Consider the following 16438-nt stretch of genomic DNA (forward strand, 5'->3'; position numbering starts at 1 on the left):
GTGAAACTCCCGACAGGGTGAGATTCTGGGATTTTGCATACCAAAACCTGTATCCTGAGCAGAGATCATCGCGTTCCTCTCCCTCCCGAGGTGTCCCGTGAGCCAGCCCGCTTCCCCGTTTCCCGACCGCGGCCCGTCCGGCCGCCGCACGGCCAAGGGCTCACTCAGCTCGACCGCCGCCAAGCGCGTCGAACGGCCCGCGCCGCTGCGGCAGGTCGTCTACGAGGCCCTCGCCGAGCTGATCATCAACCGCACCCTCGAACCCGGGCAGCACCTGGTCGAGGCCGACTTGGCCGAGTACCTCGGCGTCAGCCGGCAGCCCGTCCGCGAAGCCCTGCAACGCCTCCAGAGCGAAGGCTGGGTGGACCTCCGCCCCGCCCAGGGCGCGTTCGTCCACCTGCCCACCGAGGAGGAGGCCGACCAGCTGCTGAGCGTCCGCGGCGTGCTGGAGACGCACTCCGCGAAGCTCGCCGCCGGGCGGGCCACCGAGGAAGACGTCAAACGGCTCTGGGACCTGCAGAAAACCGGCCTGGAAGCACTCGCCGAGCAGGACACCGAAGGCCTGGTGGCCGCCAACGCCGCGCTCCACGCGTTCATCACCGAGCTCTCGGGGAACGCCGTGCTCGCGGAGCTGATCGGCCTGGTCGACCGCCGGGTCCGCTGGTACTACACGCCGATCGCCCGGCCCCGCGGGCAGGACGCCTGGCACGAGCACGACGAGCTGATCCACGCCATCGCCAACCAGAACGTCGAGTCGGCCGAGAAGATCATGGCCAAGCACACCGAACGGACCCGCCAGGCCTACCACGAACGTCCGGAAGCTCCCCGATCCTGATTTCGGCAGGACCGGGGAGCGGGAAACCGGGCCATCCGGCGAGCGGCGGGCTTACCCGCCCGCCGCCGCCGACGGCCGCGCCACCAGCTCGGTTTCGGCGAGCTGGTGGCGCGTCCGGCCCGGCTGGCGCAGGAACAGCGTCAGCACGGCCGACAACACCGCGATGCACCCGGCGAGCACGTACGCGCCGGTGTAGCCCCACGCGCTGATGACCCCCGCGGCGAGCCCGCCGCCGCCGACGCCACCGACCAGTTTCGCGCTGTAGACCAGGCCGTAGTTCGACGCGTTGTTGTTCTCGCCGAAGTAGTCCGGTACCAGCGCCGCGAACAGCGGGTAGAACGCGCCGCCGCCGAACCCGGTCAGGAACGCGAACACCATGAACAGGAACAGGTTGTGCGTGTTCCCCGCGTACAACACGCCGAACTGCGCGCCGCCGGCGATCAGCAGCACGATGGTCAGCGTCTGCCGCCTGCCGATCTTGTCCGACGCCCAGCCGACGGCCGCGCGACCGGTGCCGTTCACGATCGCCAGCACACCCGCCGAGGAGGCCGCGACGAACGCGCCGAAGTGGCTCTCCTTGGCGAAGGGCACCTGGAAGTTGATCCCGAACAGCGACACCCCGCCGATGATCACCAGGCACACCCACATCAGCGGGAGCATGCCGGTCCGGATGGCCTCCATCGGCGTGAACTGGCGGACGGCCGGCGGGTTCTTGGCCAGGCTCTTCTTGACCCCGGCTTTGTCCCTCGCCCACGTCAGCGGGTCGATCTCCTTCGGCCACCAGCTCTTCGGCGGGTCCTTGAAGAGGAACCCGCAGACGCCGACGACGATCAGCATGTAGAGGCCGATCCCGTCGAGCACCCCGGTGACGTTCTCGTGGCCGAGGAACGCGCTGAAGAGGTAGATGAACGGCACCGACCCGTACGCGAAGCCGCCGTTCACGAACCCGGTCCGCGCGCCGCGCTTCTCCGGGTACCACTTGCCGACCATGTTGATGCAGGTCGCGTACACGAGCCCGGCGCCGGTGCCGCCGAGGACGGAGTACCCGATGAAGGCCAGCGCCAGGTTCCCGCTGTGCGCGATGGTGAAGTAGCCGATGCCGCTGCACACCGCGCCGGTCAGCATGGCCGTCTTCGCCGACACGATGTTCTTCTCCCGGAGCCGGCCGGCCGGGAACGCGACCCCGGCCTGGAAGACCGCCCAGATGCTCGCCAGCCAGAACGCGTCGGACAGCGTCCAGCCGTACTTCTCCTCCAGGGTGCCTTCGACGGCGCCCCAGCCGTACTCGAACACGCTGACCGCCATCATGGCGATCCAGGGCAGCCAGACCATCCAGCTGCGTGAGCGCCCCATGATGTCGTGCGGCGACTCGCCTATCCGGTACACCCGTCCGTTCTGGTCAGTGATCTCCTGGTATGTGGCTGCGGTCATAAGAGTTCTCTTTCGTCACCGTTGACTCATGTCCCTCTGTTTGCCGTCGTGCGGTGGATCTTCGTCCTTTCCTCGTAGATGGACCAGCCCCTGTGGAGGACGTTTCAAAGCAGGCCGGCGGCCCGCGCCCAGCGGTACTTCGCGCCCAGCACCGCGACCGGCTTTTCGGTCGTGTACGGGTAGGCGACCACCCCGTGGTCGTAGAGGTAGTCGCTCGCCTCTTCGACCTCGACGTCGCCGGAGAGCGACGCGACGACCGGCTTGTGGATGCCCTTGGCCCGGTACTCCTCGACCACTTCGGACACCAGTTCCGCGAACACCATCGGCGGGGTGACGATGGTGTGCCAGTAGCCGAGGATCAGCGCGTGGATGCGGTCGTCCTCGAGGCCCAGCGCGATCGTGTTGCGGTAGGTCGACGGCGGCTCGCCGCCGGTGATGTCCACCGGGTTGCCGGCCGCGCCGAAGGGCGGGATGAACTTCCGGAACGCCGTGTCGAGGTCCGGCAGGATCTCCATCAGGCTGAGCCCGTTGTCGACGCACGCGTCCGAGAGCAGCACGCCCGAACCACCCGCGCCCGTGATGATGACGACGTTCTCGCCCTTCGGCGTGGGCAGCAGCGGGATGCCGCGGGCGTACTCGAGCATGTCGTTCAGCCCGGGTGCCCGGATGACGCCGCTCTGGCGGAGGATGTCGTCGTAGACCTTGTCGTCGCCGGCGAGCGCGCCGGTGTGCGAACTGGCCGCCTTGGCGCCCTGCGATGTCCGCCCGGCCTTGAGCACCACGACCGGCTTGTGCTTCGAGACCCGTTTCGCCGTCTCCGCGAACGACCGGCCGTCCTTGAGGTCTTCGAGGTGCATGGCGACGAGCTGGGTGTTGTCGTCCTGCTCGAAGAAGGTGAGCAGGTCGTCCTCGTCGATGTCGGCCTTGTTGCCTACGCCGACGATCGAGGACACGCCCATCTTCGCCGAGCGGCTGAAGCCGAGGATCGCCATCCCGATCCCGCCGCTCTGGGACGACAGCGCGACGCCGCCTTTGACGTCGTACGGCGTGCAGAACGTCGCCGACAGGTTCTCCGGCGTGTAGTAGTAGCCGTAGATGTTCGGCCCGAGGATGCGCACGCCGTGCTTGCGCGCGATCGCGACGACCTCGTTCTGCAGCTCGATGTTGCCGGTCTCGCCGAAGCCGGACGGGATGAGGATCGCGCCGGCCACGCCCTTCTTGCCGACCTCTTCCAGCGCCGCGGGGACGAACTTCGCCGGGATGGCGAAGACCGCGACGTCGACGTCGCCGGGTACGTCGGCGATGCTGGCGTAGGCCTTGCGGTCGAGGATCTCGGCGGCCTTGGGGTTGATCGGGTGGATCTCGCCCGCGAACCCGCCGTTGACCAGGTTCTTCATCACCGAGTTGCCGATCTTCCCGGCCTCGGCCGACGCGCCGATCACCGCGATCGACGCCGGCTTCATGATCCGGTTCATCGAGGCGAGGATCTCCTCCTGGGTGAACCGGACCGGCTCCTTCGCCGCGTCCGCGTCGACCAGGATGCGGACGTCGACCGCGGTGGCGCCGCGCGCGGTGGCGAGCACCGGGTTGAGGTCCACTTCGGACAGCTGCGGGAAGTCGGCCACGAGCTGCCCGAGGCCGGTGATGACCGCGGCGAGGGCGTCGCGGTCGACCGGGTCCGAACCGCGGACGCCGCGCAGGATCTCGGCGGCCTGGATGCCGTCGATCATGGACAGCGCTTCCTCGGTCGTCGTCGGCGCGAGCCGGAAGGTGACGTCCTTGAGCACCTCCACCAGCACGCCGCCGAGACCGAAGGCGACGACCTTGCCGAACGTCGGGTCGGTGACCGAGCCGATGATCACCTCCTGGCCCTCGGTGAGCATCTGCTGCACCTGGACCCCGACGATCCGTGCGTCGGCCTGGTACGCCTTCGCGTTGTCGACGATCGTCGTGAAGCCCGCCTTCACCGCGTCGGCGTCCTTCAGTCCGACGAGCACGCCACCGGCCTCGGTCTTGTGCAGGATGTCCGGCGAGACGATCTTGAGCACTACCGGCAGCCCGATCTCTTCGGCGAAGGCCACCGCCTCGTCCGCGGTGGTGGCCAGCCGCTCGGCCGGGGTCGGGATGCCGTAGGCCTCGCAGACCGCACGCCCCTCGGGCGCGGTCAGCGAAGAACGCCCTTCGGCCGCCGCCTGGTCGAGGATCTTCTCGACCGCCGCACGATCCGCCACTCAGATCACCCCCGCCGCGCGGAACTTCTCGAGCTCCGCCTCGCTGTAGCCCAGTTCGGTCAGTACTTCGTCGTTGTGCTCGCCGAGCAGCGGCGACCGTTCGATCTCGACCGGCGAGTCGGACAGCTTCAGCGGGCAGCCGACGGTCTTGAAGGTCCCGCGCTCCGGGTGCTCGACCTCGACGACCGAGCCGAGCTCGGCCAGCGTCTCGTCCTCGATCAGCTCCTTCGTGGACAGGATCGGGCCGCACGGGATGTTGTGGGCGTTGAGCTTCTCCATCACTTCCCACTTGGTGTGCTTCTCGGTCCACTCCTCGACGAGGGCGAACATCTTGTCCAGTTTGGACAGCCGAACCTCCGGGGTGGCCCACGCCGGGTCGTCGGCGAGCTTCGCCTTGCCGATCAGCCGGGCGAGCGGGGCCCAGCCGGGCGGCTGGACGATCACGTAGATGTAGTCGTTCGGCCCGCCGGGGGCGCACTTGACCGCCCAGCCGGGCTGGCCGCCGCCCGAGGCGTTGCCCGAGCGCGGCACCTCTTCGCCGAAGTGGTCGTTCGGGTACTCGCCGAGCGGGCCGTGGGCCAGGCGCTGCTGGTCGCGCAGCTTGACCCGGCACAGGTTGAGCACGGCGTCCTGCATGGCGACCGCGACGCGCTGGCCGCGGCCGGTGGAGGTCCGCTGGTACAGCGCGGCGAGGATGGCGGCCACCAGGTGGATGCCGGTCCCGGAGTCGCCGATCTGGGCGCCGGTCGCGGTCGGCGGCCCGTCCTCGAACCCGGTGGTGCTCATCGCTCCGCCCATGGCCTGCGCGACCACCTCGTAGGCCTTGAAGTCGGCGTAGCGGCCCGGCCCGAACCCCTTGATGGAGGCGTAGATCAGCCGCGGGTTGAGCGCGGCCAGCTTCTCCCACGGGTAGCCGAACCGGTCGACGACGCCCGGGCCGAAGTTCTCCACGAGGATGTCCACACCGGACACGAGCTTCTCGAAGACTTCCTTGCCCTCGTCGCTCTTCATGTTGAGCGTGATGCTGCGCTTGTTGGAGTTCAGCATCGTGAAGTAGAGGCTGTCCACGCCGGGCAGGTCGCGCAGCTGCCCGCGGGTGATGTCCCCGCGGCCGGGGGTTTCGAGCTTGATCACGTCCGCGCCGAGCCAGGCGAGCAGCTGCGTGGACGACGGACCGGACTGCACGTGCGTCATGTCGAGGACGCGGACGCCTTCCAGTGCCTTACCCATGGCTTGTCCTCCGCTCACTTGTACATGGTCTGGTTCATGGTTCCGGGGGCGTACACGTCGGGATCGACCCAGACGTTGATCAGCGACGGCAGGCCGGACTCGCGGGCCCGCAGCAGCGCCGGGCCGATGTCGGCCGGGTCGCGGACCTCTTCGCCGTAGCCGCCGAGCATCCGCGCGAACTCGTCGTAGCGGACGTCCCCGAGGGTGTTGCCGACGCGCTCGCGCGGCAGCCCGTACTTCGCGGCCTGGCCGTAGCGGATCTGGTTCATCGACGAGTTGTTGCCGACGATCCCGACGAACGGCAGGTTGAACCGCACCAGCGTCTCGAAGTCCCAGCCGGTGAGGCTGAAGGCGCCGTCACCGAAGAGCGCGACGACCTCCTTGTCCGGGCGGGCGTGCTTCGCGGCCATCACGAACGGGATGCCGACGCCGAGCGTCCCGAGTGGCCCCGGGTCCATCCAGTGGCCGGGCGACTTCGGCTGGACGACCTGGCCGGAGAAGGTGACGATGTCGCCGCCGTCGCCGATGTAGATCGAGTCCTCGGTGAGGAAGTCGTTGATCTCGTGCACCAGCCGGTACGGGTGGATCGGGCTCGCGTCGGAGTGCTGCAGCGGCAGGCGCTTCTGCTTCGCCTTCTCCTCCACGGCCTGCAACTCCTCGAGCCACGTCTTGCGGGCCACGGCGCCGTTGTCGGTGCGGCCCGACGCCGCCTCGGCGACCGCGGCGAGCACCTGGCCGGCGTCGCCGACGATGCCCAGGTCGACGTCGCGGTTCTTGCCGACCGTGCGGTAGTCGAGGTCGATCTGGACGACGGTGGCGTCCTTCGACAGCCGCTTGCCGTAGCCCATCCGGAAGTCGAACGGCGTGCCGACGATGACGATGACGTCGGCGTTGTCGAAGGCGTAGCGGCGCGAAAGCTGGAAGTGGTGCGGGTCGCCCGGCGGCAGCGTGCCGCGGCCCGCGCCGTTCATGTAGGCCGGGATGTTGAGCGTGCGCACCAGCTCCGTCGCCGGGCCGGTCGCCCGCGTGGTCCAGACCTGGCTGCCGAGCAGGATGGCCGGCTTCTTCGCGTGCACGAGCAGGTCGGCCAGTTTCTCGATGTCGGCGGGGTCGCCCGCGTTCTTCGTCGACGCGCGGTAGCGGCCCGCTTCGGGGATGCGTGCCTGCTCCAGGGGTACGCGCGCGTCGAGGACGTCGCGCGGGATCTCCAGGAACGACGGACCCGGCGCACCCGCGTAGGCCTCGCGGAACGCCATGCTGACCAGGTCGGCGACGCGGGCGGTGTGCGGCACGGTGGCGGCGAACTTGGTGATCGGCGTCATCATGTCCACGTGCGGGAGGTCCTGCAGGGACCCCATCTTGTGCTGGGTCAGCGCGCCCTGGCCGCCGATCAGCAGCATCGGGCTCTCCGCGCGCAGGGCGTTCGCGACCCCGGTGACGGCGTCGGTGGTGCCCGGCCCGGCGGTGACCACGGCGCAGCCGGGCTTGCCGGTGATCCGCGCGTAGCCGTCGGCCGCGTGCGCCGCGACCTGCTCGTGCCGGACGTCGATGACCTCGATGCCTTCGTCGACGCAGCCGTCGTAGATGTCGATGATGTGGCCGCCGCACAGGGTGAAGATCGTGTCGACCCCTTCGGCCTTCAAAGCCTTCGCCACCAGGTGGCCGCCGGAGATCTCGGCCGGCGCGGGCTCGGCGCCGTTCGTCGCCGCGGCACTCTCCCCCGCGGTGGTGCCGGTCGTTGTCAGCGCCATTGCTCAACTCCTCTGGTCCGCCGCCGGATCTCTCTTGTCCGGCGCTCCGTATCCCGGTCCGCTCGTGCCGCCGCCCGCGTCCTCCGAGGTCAGCGGCCTCTTCGCGGCAGACTGTAGATTGCATACCGTATGGGGTAGGCATATAGTCACTCTTCAAGCAGCCCGTGTCCAGGGCCATCCGCAGGGTTTTTCCCGGGCCTCGACCCCGCCCCCGCGGACCACCACCGCGTGCCCGGACACGGCGGACCTCCTTGCCCTGCCCCGCCGTGGAAAGGACGCCCCCGCATGGACCTCTTCGAGCACGAAGCCCGTGATCTCTTCGAGAAACACGGCGTACCCGTCCCCCGCGGCCGGGTCGCCGCCGACCCCGCCACCGCCCGGTCCGCCGCGGCCGCGCTCGGCGGACCGGTGGTCGTCAAGGCCCAGGTGAAGACCGGCGGCCGCGGCAAGGCGGGCGGCGTCCGCGTCGTGCGGACCGCCGACGACGCCGAACAGGCCGCCGACGACATCCTCGGCATGGACATCAAGGGCCACACCGTGCACCGCGTGCTGGTCACCGAGGCGAGCGAGATCACCGAGGAGTACTACGTCTCCTTCCTCCTCGACCGCGCCGCGCGCACGTTCCTCGCGATGGCGTCGGTGCAGGGCGGGATGGAGATCGAGGAGGTCGCGGCGAACAATCCGGAGGCGCTCGTGCGCGTGCCGGTCGACCCGCTCGCCGGGGTCGACGCCGCCGCCGTCGCCGCCGGGTTCCCCGCCGACGTCCGCGCCGAAGTCGCCGGCGTCGTCGAGAAGCTGTGGGAGGTGTTCGTCGCCGAGGACTGCACGCTCGTCGAGGTGAACCCGCTGGCGAGCACGGCCACCGGGATCGTCGCGCTCGACGGCAAGATCACCTTGGACGACAACGCTTCCTTCCGCCGGTCGGCGTCCTACGACGACACGTCCGACGGCGACCCGCTCGAGCGCGAGGCGCGCGCGAAGGGCCTGAACTACGTCAAGCTCGACGGCGACATCGGCGTGATCGGCAACGGCGCCGGCCTCGTGATGTCCACTTTGGACGTCGTCGCGGCCGCGGCGGCCGAAGCCGGGGCACGCGGACCCGCCAACTTCCTCGACATCGGCGGCGGCGCGTCGGCGCAGGTGATGGTCGACGGGCTGACGGTGATCCTGGGCGACCCGCAGGTGCGCAGCGTCTTCGTCAACGTGTTCGGCGGGATCACCGCGTGCGACGCCGTCGCGACCGGGATCGTGCGGTCGCTGGAGATCCTGGGCGAGCGGGCGACGAAACCGCTGGTCGTGCGGCTCGACGGAAACAACGTCGCCGAAGGCAGGCGGATCCTCGGCGAAGCCGCCCACCCGCTGGTCACCGTGGTGGCCACCATGGACGACGCCGCCCGCGAGGCGGCCAAGCTCGCGATCGCGGAGGTCTGAGTCGTGGCCATCTTCCTGGACGAGAACAGCCGGATCGTCGTCTCCGGCATCACGGGTTCCGAGGGCACCAAGCACACGCGGCGGATGCTGGCCGCCGGGACGAACGTCGTCGGCGGGGTGAACCCGCGCAAGGCCGGGCAGAACGTGGAGATCGGCGGAGCGAAACTGCCGGTGTTCGGCACTGTCGCGGAGTCGATGGAGTCGACCGGCGCCGACGTCTGCGTGCTGTTCGTGCCGCCGCCGTTCGTCGAAGACGCGGTGGTCGAAGCCGTGGACGCCGGGATCGGGCTCGCGGTGGTGATCACCGAGGGCGTCCCGGTGCACGACACCGCGCGGCTGTGGGCGCACGCCGTCGCCGCGGGCGGGCGGACCCGGATCATCGGCCCGAACTGCCCGGGCATCATCTCCCCCGGCAAGTCGAACGCCGGCATCATCCCGGCCGACATCACCGGGCCCGGGCGGATCGGGCTCGTGTCGAAGTCGGGCACGCTGACCTACCAGCTCATGCACGAACTGCGCGACATCGGGTTCTCCACGTGCGTCGGCATCGGCGGCGACCCGATCATCGGGACGACGCACATCGACGCGGCGGAGGCGTTCGAAAAGGACCCCGACACGGACCTGATCGTGCTGATCGGCGAGATCGGCGGCGACGCGGAGGAGCGGGCCGCGGAGTTCGTGAAGGCGAACGTCTCGAAGCCGGTCGTCGGGTACGTCGCCGGGTTCACCGCCCCGGAGGGCAAGACGATGGGCCACGCGGGCGCGATCGTCTCCGGCTCGGCGGGCACGGCGGCGGCGAAGAAGGAAGCGTTGGAGGCGGCGGGGATCCGGGTGGGGCGGACGCCGAGCGAGACGGCGGCGCTGGCGCGCGAGGTACTGGGCTGATGCCCGCGTCGGACGCGCTGGTGTCGCGCCCGCGGGTGCCGCTCGCGGACGCGCCGAGACGGCCGCGGCTAGAGGTGGCGGTGCTGGCGTGCATGGACGCGCGCATCAGCGTGTACCGGCTGCTCGGGCTGCGCGAGGGCGACGCGCACGTGATCCGCAACGCGGGCGGCGCGGTCACCGACGACGCGATCCGGTCGCTGACGGTGAGCCAGTACCTGCTGGGCACGCGCGAGATCGTGCTGATCCACCACCAGGACTGCGGGATGCGGACGTTCACGGACACGGAGTTCGCGCGGCGGCTGGAGGAACGGACGGGCATCCGCCCGGGCTGGGCGGCAGAGACGTTCACGGACCCGGCCCAGGACGTCCGGCAGTGCGTCGCGCGGCTGCGGGCGAGCCCGTTCCTGCCGCACACGGGCGAGGTGCGCGGGTTCGTGCTGGACGAGCGGACCGGCGCGCTCGACGAGGTCCGGTGCTGATGGACCTCCGGCAGCTGGCGGTGGTGGTGGCGGTGGCCGAGGAGGGCGGCTTCACGGCCGCCGCGCACCGGCTGCGCACGGTGCAGTCGACGGTGTCCACGGTGGTCCGCGCGCTGGAGCGCGATTTGGGGACACCGTTGTTCCACCGCACGACGCACCGGGTGGTGTTGACGCCCGCCGGCGAGGCCTTCGTGCCCGCCGCGCGGGCGGCCCTCGAAGCGGCCGAGCGCGCCCGGGCGGCGGTTTCCCCGGTGGGCGGGCTGGTGCGAGTGGGGGTGCGGCCGGGGTTGTTCGCGGACTTGCACCGGGTGCTGGCCACGTTGCGGCAGACGCATCCGGGGTTGGTGGTGGAGGTGCGGCAGGTGGGTGCCGGGTCGGTGCGGGATGCCGTGACGGGGTCCACTGTGGACGTGGCGTTGACGGTGGCGGACGGGTGTGTGGCGCCGGTTGCGGTTGATGGACCCGCTCTCGACCTCGTCACCACCCCGCTACCCGCCGATGAGCTGGTGCTCGCCACCGCGCCCGGCGGTTCCCGGTCCGCCCCCGCCGACCTCTCCGAGCTGTCCCTCGTCGACTTCCCGCCGGGCTGGGCGATCCGGGAAGCCGTCGACCACGCGCATCCCCGCCGGCGGGTCACGCTCGAAGTCGATGATCTCGCCGTCGCCGCCGGGCTCGTGCGGGCCGGTCTCGCCGCCTGTCTCCTGCCCGCCTCGGTCGCCGCGCGCTTCCCGGATCTCACCGTCCGGCGGTTCGCGCAGCCCCCGCCGTGGCAGCTGGCCGTCGTGCATCCGGCGTGCCTCTCCCCCGGCCTCGCCGCCGTGCTGGCTCAGCTCGGCTGAAGGCCCAGCCGGTCCGGTCGCGTGTAGACGTTCATCGAACTCCCGCGCAGGAACCCCACCAGCGTCAAGCCCAGCTCCGCCGCCAGGTCCACCGCCAGCGACGACGGCGCGGAAACCGCCGCCAGCAACGGGATCCCGGCCATCGCCGCCTTCTGGACCAGCTCGAACGACGCCCGGCCGCTGACCATCAGAGCCGTCCCGGCCAACGGAAGCCTGCCGTCGCGGGTCGCCCAGCCGACCACCTTGTCCACCGCGTTGTGCCGCCCGACGTCCTCACGCAGGCACAGCAGCTTCCCGTCCGCGTCGAACAACCCCGCCGCGTGCAGCCCGCCCGTGCGGTCGAAAACCCGTTGGGCCGCGCGGAGTTCGTCCGGCAAGCGCGACAGCGTCCCGACGTCCGTGCCGAACGGGTCGTCGCCGATCGGCCACGTCACCGTCGTCCGGACCGCGTCGAGGCTCGCCTTGCCGCACAACCCGCACGAGGACGTCGTGTAGAAATTGCGCTCCACCGACGCGTCCGGCGGCGCGACGCCGGGTGCCAGCACCACGTCCAGGACGTTGTACGTATTACCGCCGTCGGCCGTCGCGCCGGCGCAGTAGCGGATCGAGTGGATGTCGGCCGCCGCGCGGACCACGCCCTCGCCGACCAGGAAGCCGGCCGCCAGGTCGAAGTCGTCGCCCGGCGTGCGCATCGTGATCGACAGCGCCTTCCCGGCGACCCGGATCTCCAGGGGTTCCTCGACCGTCAGCGTGTCCGGCCGCGCGGTGTGCGTGCCGTCGTGGACACGCAGCACCCGGCGCCTGCTCGTCATCCGCCCCACGTCAGGCCACCGGCAGCAGCGACTTGGGCCGGCCCGGCTGGGACAGCCGCCCGGACAGCACCGCACCCGCCAGGCTCAGCACGCCGGCCGCGGCGAACGCGCCGACGAAGCCGTGCGACGTGACGACGAGCGCGGCGAGCCCGATCCCGACCGCCGCCCCCACGGCCTTCGCCGAATACAGGATCCCGAAGTTTTGCGCCGCCGACTCCTCGCCGAAGTACTCGCGCACCAGGCCGACCAGCAGCGTGTAGCAGCAGCCGTTGCCGAGTCCGGCGAGCGCGACGCCCAGCAGCAGGCCGACGGCGTGCCGGTGTTCCCCGGAGTAGAACAGCACGAACTGGGCGACCCCGCCCGCGAGCAGCGCGAACCGCAGGATCCGGTGCCGGCCCAGCCGGTCGGCGAGGCGGCCGATGAGCACCCGACCGCTGCCCGTGGCCGCGGCCAGCAGGGCCAGCGCGGCGGCGGCGAGCCCGGGCCCGCTGCGCTCGGCGACGAACGTCGCCAGGTAGGCGAGGTCGAACAGCAGGACGGCGGCCGCGAGCACGACGACCAGGTACAACGCCAGCGTCGTCCGGCAGCGGAACAGCTCCGCCGGCCGGTAGTGCCGGACCGCCGGACGCCGGTTGTGCGCCTTGTCCAGCGCCCACGTGCGCGGCTCCGGCGTCGCCGGCCACCAGTGCCGCGGCGGGTACCGCAGCAGCACCCCGCACCCGGCGATCACGGCGAGGACGACGCCGGCGGTGACGTCGAGCAGCGCCGGCCGCGCGGTCGGCAGGGCGGCGGCGAGCACGACGAACGGCACGCTGCCGTAGGCGAACGCGCCGCTCACCAGCCCGGCACGGGGACCGGTCCGCTCGGGGAACCACGCGAGCACGGCGCCGACGCACGTCGCGTAGACCAGGCCGGTGCCGAGCCCGCCGAGCACGGCGTACCCGAAGAACACCGTGGTCAGGCTGCTCGCGTGGCCGAGCGTCACCAGTCCGGCGGCGCACAGCACGGCGCCCGCCACCATCGCCGCGGGCGCGGGCAGCACTCCGCGTTCGCGCAGCCACGCCACCGGGAAAGCCGCCCCGGCCTGGCAGATCGCCCACACCGCGAGCGACAGCGCGATCCCGCCGAACGTCCACCCGTGCGCCCGGCTCAGCGCCGGGACGATCGCGCCGAAGCCGTACTGCTGCACCCCGGCGGCGAGCATCGCGGCCGCGGCCAGCCAGGTGACCCACGTCCGCGGCCTGCCGAGCAGCTCCCGGTCGGACTCCCCGACGCGGTAGCGCCGCCCGTAGACGTCCCGGAGCTCGCGGACCTCGGCCATGGTGACCGCCTCCTCAGACCAGACTGAAGATTGTATGCAGTATGGAGTAGTCTGAGTGTGCGCCTGTCGAGGCCGGATGTCCACCCGCGTGAACACGCTTTCTCGAGGAGGGGGAAGTACCCGTCGACGGACGGGCCGGGGCGGCCCGGTGGCCATCGAGGGAGGAGGCGGCCACCGGGCCGGTGCTCCGGCGCGGTACCGGCCGCGCGGAGCACTGACAGTCTGGCCATCGGAGCGACGGCCGACAAGCTTTTCGCGTGCGGGACGTGCCGCGGCGGCCGAGGTTTCGGCCTGGCCTTGGCGAAACCGGCCGCCGAACGGCTCAGCGCGCGACCGGGACCATCCGGGTCACCGCCAGGTCAGGAACCGGTAGTGCAACCCGGTCGACGACTCCTGCCACTCCCCCGCGGAGTCCGGCGGGCGCCCGACGTCCGGCGCGCGGGTGTCCCCTTCGAACTCTTCCCGGATTTCGGTGACCACGATCCGGTCCGCGAACGGCAGGGCCGCCCGGTACACGGCCGCGCCGCCGATCACCCAGACGTCGTCGGACATCGCGGCGAGCGCCGGCGCCAGATCGGCGAACGTCTCGACGCCGTCCTGCGGCGTGCTCGACAGCACGACGTTGCGCCGCCCCGGCAGCGGCCGGAACCGCGGCGGCAGCGACTCCCAGGTGCGGCGGCCCATGAGGACGGTCGCACCCGCGGTCAGGGTGCGGAAGTGCTTCATGTCCTCGGGCAGGTGCCACGGCAGCGCGCCGTCACGGCCGATGACACCGTTCGCCGACTGCGCCCAGACGAGACCGATCACACCGCCACCGGCGCCTTGATGCCCGGGTGCGGGTCGTAGCCCTCGAGCGCGATGTGCTCGTAGGTGTAGTCGAACAGGCTGTCCGCGGGCTTCAGATGCAGCCGCGGGAACTCCCGCGCGTCGCGGGCGAGCTGCGTGCGGACCTGCTCGACGTGGTTGTCGTAGACGTGGCAGTCGCCACCGGTCCAGACGAAGTCGCCGACGCGGAGGCCGACCTGCTCGGCGATCATGTGCGTCAGCAGGGCGTAGCTGGCGATGTTGAACGGCACGCCGAGGAAGAGGTCCGCGCTGCGCTGGTACAGCTGGCAGGACAGCTCGCCGTCGGCGACGTAGAACTGGAAGAACGCGTGGCACGGCGGCAGGGCCATCCGCGGGATGTCGGCGACGTTCCACGCGGACACGATGATCCGCCGGGAGTCGGGGTTTTCGCGCAGCGTGCGCAGCACTTCGGCGATCTGGTCGACGTGCCCGCCGTCCGGGGTCGGCCACGACCGCCACTGGACGCCGTAGATCGGGCCGAGGTCGCCGTCCGGCGCCGCCCACTCGTCCCAGATCGTGACGCCGTTCTCCTGCAGCCACTTGACGTTGCCGTCGCCGCGCAGGAACCACAGCAGCTCGAAGGCGATCGACCGGAAGTGGACCTTCTTCGTGGTGATCAAGGGAAAACCCTCGGCGAGCCGGTAGCGCAGCTGGTGCCCGAAGATCGACCGCGTGCCCGTCCCGGTGCGGTCCTCTTTGCGGGCACCGGTGTCGAGCACGTGGCGGAGCAGGTCTTCGTACTGGGTGTCCGGCATGCCCGCGAGCCTAGACGAGGGGTTCCCGGCGAGCTCGCGGGCCGACGAACCCGGGTCAGGCCTTCTTGCGGGTGGCGCGCTTGCGCGCCGGCTTGGCGTCGGCCGGCTCGGCGGCCGACGCCTGGTCGGCCTCGAAGCCGGCGATGATCTCGCTGGAGAGGCGGCCGCGCTCGGCGACCTCGTAGCCGTTGGCCTGCGCCCACTCCCGGATCTGCCGGTTGCGCTCGCGGTCGGTGCCCGAGCTCGACGAGCCGGACAGCGACTGGCCAGTCGCGAGGCGGACCTTGCGGCCGCCGATCCGGCGCGCGGCCGCGACGTAGCGGGCGAGCTCGTCGCGCAGCGCCGCCGCGTTCTCCTCGGACAGGTCGATCTCGTACGTCACCCCGTCGAGGCTGAAGGGGACGGTCTGCGAAGCCTCGCTCCCGTCGAGATCGTCCACCATCTCGACGTGCACCCGTTGCGCCATGGTTCGTCGTTCCTCATCTTCTCCAGAACACGGTCGGACAGACCCTAACCTGTCGAATCACGTCCGGCACGCGCGACACCCGTGAAGCGTCCACAATGGCCGCCCGGGCGAACGGGTCGCCCGCGTCCCAGGGTGACCGCAACCGAGCCGGAATGCGCGTCGTCTTGTCGAATATTTGTTTTTGTGATATGATTGAAATCGAATCTGTACCGTGGATCACATGACCACCGCCGACTTTCCCGGTATTGCTCCCCGCGCCAGCCGCACGGCCTTCACCGCGGCAGCCGCGCGGGCCGCGCATTTGCTCGTCGACGCCGAACCCGTCATCTTCGCCGATCCCCTCGCCGCGCGCCTGCTCGGTGACCGCGCCGACGAACTGCTGGCGTACCACCGGCTCCACGGAACGCACCCGGTCCTGGCCGGCGCCCGCGCCCAGGCCGTGTGCCGCAGCGCGTTCACCGAAGAACGGCTCGCCCGCGCCAATTCCGGTATAGACCAGTATGTGATTCTCGGCGCCGGCCTTGATTCGTCCGCCTACCGGGACGTCGGCGCACGATTCCGGGTGTTCGAAGTCGACCACGCGGCGACCCAGGCGGTCAAACGGGAACTGCTCGCGGCCGCCGGGATCGCCGAACCGCCTTCGGTGACCTTCGTCCCGGTGGACTTCGAGGCGGGCGCGCTCCGGGAACGGCTCGTCCAGAGTGGACTGGACCCGTTCCGTCCCGTGTTCGTCAGCTGGCTCGGTGTCACCGTGTACCTGACGCGGGCGGCGATTCTCGCCACATTGACGGATCTCGGCGGTTTCGCACCGGGATCGGAAATCGTCACCGATCACCTGCTGCCGCCGGAACTGCGCGACGAAGCCGGAAACGGTTACGCCGAAGCCGTGGCGCCGGTGGCCGCGGAACAGGGCGAGCCGTGGCGCACCTTCCTCTCCCCCGCCGCCGTGGCGGACCTGCTGCGCCAGGCCGGTTTCGAACCCGTCGAACAGGCCGGGCAGCGCGACAGCGTCGCCCCCGGGCTGTGGAACCGAACCGACGCACTGCGCCCCGCGGCCCTTTCCGCGCTGGCCCACGCGCGCATTCCCGGCGGGCCGGGAAACCCGGGCGGCCGAAGCTGAACACTT

The 16438-nt window shown here is 70.9% G+C and carries 15 protein-coding genes; 6 read left to right on the forward strand and 9 right to left on the reverse strand.

What is annotated here, in order from left to right; all coding sequences use genetic code 11:
* Positions 1-97: 97 nt before the first annotated feature.
* Positions 98-835 (forward strand): GntR family transcriptional regulator, encoded by a 738-nt coding sequence (locus tag QP939_RS40730; RefSeq protein WP_285451918.1) that lies wholly within the window; start codon positions 98-100, stop codon positions 833-835.
* Between the two features lie 51 nt (positions 836-886).
* Here the strand turns inward: QP939_RS40730 and QP939_RS40735 are convergent, their stop codons facing one another.
* From QP939_RS40735 to QP939_RS40750, 4 genes are all read right to left on the reverse strand, one after another.
* Entirely contained in the window at positions 887-2266 is a 1380-nt protein-coding gene (locus QP939_RS40735) for an OFA family MFS transporter (RefSeq protein WP_285451919.1), read from the reverse strand.
* A gap of 104 nt (positions 2267-2370) precedes the next feature.
* Entirely contained in the window at positions 2371-4497 is a 2127-nt protein-coding gene (locus QP939_RS40740; RefSeq protein ID WP_285451921.1) for an acetate--CoA ligase family protein, read from the reverse strand.
* Positions 4498-5727, reverse strand: coding sequence for a formyl-CoA transferase (gene frc, locus QP939_RS40745; RefSeq protein WP_285451922.1), 1230 nt, complete (start codon positions 5725-5727; stop codon positions 4498-4500).
* A 14-nt stretch (positions 5728-5741) separates the two neighbouring features.
* Complete coding sequence (locus QP939_RS40750) at positions 5742-7478, reverse strand: thiamine pyrophosphate-binding protein (RefSeq protein ID WP_285451923.1); 1737 nt, start codon at positions 7476-7478, stop codon at positions 5742-5744.
* A 285-nt stretch (positions 7479-7763) separates the two neighbouring features.
* Here QP939_RS40750 and sucC point away from each other — a divergent pair, with 285 nt between their 5' ends.
* The 4 genes from sucC to QP939_RS40770 are packed head-to-tail and all read left to right on the forward strand — an operon-like array spanning position 7764 to position 11112.
* Positions 7764-8909 (forward strand): ADP-forming succinate--CoA ligase subunit beta, encoded by a 1146-nt coding sequence (gene sucC / locus QP939_RS40755; RefSeq protein WP_285451924.1) that lies wholly within the window; start codon positions 7764-7766, stop codon positions 8907-8909.
* Between the two features lie 3 nt (positions 8910-8912).
* Positions 8913-9794 carry a succinate--CoA ligase subunit alpha gene (gene sucD / locus QP939_RS40760; protein ID WP_285451925.1) on the forward strand — a complete coding sequence of 294 codons (882 nt, stop codon included), beginning with the start codon at positions 8913-8915 and terminating at the stop codon, positions 9792-9794.
* On the forward strand, positions 9794-10273 hold the full coding sequence (locus tag QP939_RS40765) for a beta-class carbonic anhydrase (protein ID WP_285451926.1): 480 nt from the start codon (positions 9794-9796) through the stop codon (positions 10271-10273). Before sucD ends, QP939_RS40765 begins: the two co-directional genes overlap by 1 nt.
* Positions 10273-11112 (forward strand): LysR family transcriptional regulator, encoded by an 840-nt coding sequence (locus QP939_RS40770; RefSeq protein ID WP_285459957.1) that lies wholly within the window; start codon positions 10273-10275, stop codon positions 11110-11112. Before QP939_RS40765 ends, QP939_RS40770 begins: the two co-directional genes overlap by 1 nt.
* Here the strand turns inward: QP939_RS40770 and fdhD are convergent.
* The 5 genes from fdhD to QP939_RS40795 form a co-directional block, all read right to left on the reverse strand.
* Positions 11100-11933: a formate dehydrogenase accessory sulfurtransferase FdhD gene (fdhD, locus tag QP939_RS40775; protein WP_285451928.1), complete on the reverse strand. Its 834-nt coding sequence runs from the start codon at positions 11931-11933 to the stop codon at positions 11100-11102. The genes QP939_RS40770 and fdhD overlap by 13 nt on opposite strands.
* Before the next feature lies 1 nt (position 11934).
* Positions 11935-13245: an OFA family MFS transporter gene (locus tag QP939_RS40780; protein ID WP_285451930.1), complete on the reverse strand. Its 1311-nt coding sequence runs from the start codon at positions 13243-13245 to the stop codon at positions 11935-11937.
* Positions 13246-13593: 348 nt separating this feature from the next.
* Positions 13594-14052: a dihydrofolate reductase gene (locus QP939_RS40785; RefSeq protein WP_285451932.1), complete on the reverse strand. Its 459-nt coding sequence runs from the start codon at positions 14050-14052 to the stop codon at positions 13594-13596.
* Complete coding sequence (locus QP939_RS40790) at positions 14049-14846, reverse strand: thymidylate synthase (protein WP_285451933.1); 798 nt, start codon at positions 14844-14846, stop codon at positions 14049-14051. Before QP939_RS40790 ends, QP939_RS40785 begins: the two co-directional genes overlap by 4 nt.
* A 55-nt stretch (positions 14847-14901) precedes the next feature.
* Entirely contained in the window at positions 14902-15312 is a 411-nt protein-coding gene (locus QP939_RS40795) for a histone-like nucleoid-structuring protein Lsr2 (protein WP_285451934.1), read from the reverse strand.
* Between the two features lie 220 nt (positions 15313-15532).
* Here QP939_RS40795 and QP939_RS40800 point away from each other — a divergent pair, with 220 nt between their 5' ends.
* Positions 15533-16432 (forward strand): class I SAM-dependent methyltransferase, encoded by a 900-nt coding sequence (locus tag QP939_RS40800; RefSeq protein WP_285451935.1) that lies wholly within the window; start codon positions 15533-15535, stop codon positions 16430-16432.
* Positions 16433-16438: the final 6 nt, after the last annotated feature.

This window comes from Amycolatopsis nalaikhensis (assembly GCF_030264295.1).
Classification (GTDB): domain Bacteria; phylum Actinomycetota; class Actinomycetes; order Mycobacteriales; family Pseudonocardiaceae; genus Amycolatopsis; species Amycolatopsis nalaikhensis.

Coding starts and splice junctions, on each gene's coding strand:
- QP939_RS40800 (WP_285451935.1), top strand. CDS start 15,533: ATGACCACCGCCGACTTTCCCGGTATTGCTCCCCGCGCCAGCCGCACG.
- frc (WP_285451922.1), bottom strand. CDS start 5,727: ATGGGTAAGGCACTGGAAGGCGTCCGCGTCCTCGACATGACGCACGTG.
- QP939_RS40780 (WP_285451930.1), bottom strand. CDS start 13,245: ATGGCCGAGGTCCGCGAGCTCCGGGACGTCTACGGGCGGCGCTACCGC.
- sucC (WP_285451924.1), top strand. CDS start 7,764: ATGGACCTCTTCGAGCACGAAGCCCGTGATCTCTTCGAGAAACACGGC.
- QP939_RS40735 (WP_285451919.1), bottom strand. CDS start 2,266: ATGACCGCAGCCACATACCAGGAGATCACTGACCAGAACGGACGGGTG.
- QP939_RS40765 (WP_285451926.1), top strand. CDS start 9,794: ATGCCCGCGTCGGACGCGCTGGTGTCGCGCCCGCGGGTGCCGCTCGCG.
- QP939_RS40770 (WP_285459957.1), top strand. CDS start 10,273: ATGGACCTCCGGCAGCTGGCGGTGGTGGTGGCGGTGGCCGAGGAGGGC.
- QP939_RS40750 (WP_285451923.1), bottom strand. CDS start 7,478: ATGGCGCTGACAACGACCGGCACCACCGCGGGGGAGAGTGCCGCGGCG.
- QP939_RS40795 (WP_285451934.1), bottom strand. CDS start 15,312: ATGGCGCAACGGGTGCACGTCGAGATGGTGGACGATCTCGACGGGAGC.
- QP939_RS40790 (WP_285451933.1), bottom strand. CDS start 14,846: ATGCCGGACACCCAGTACGAAGACCTGCTCCGCCACGTGCTCGACACC.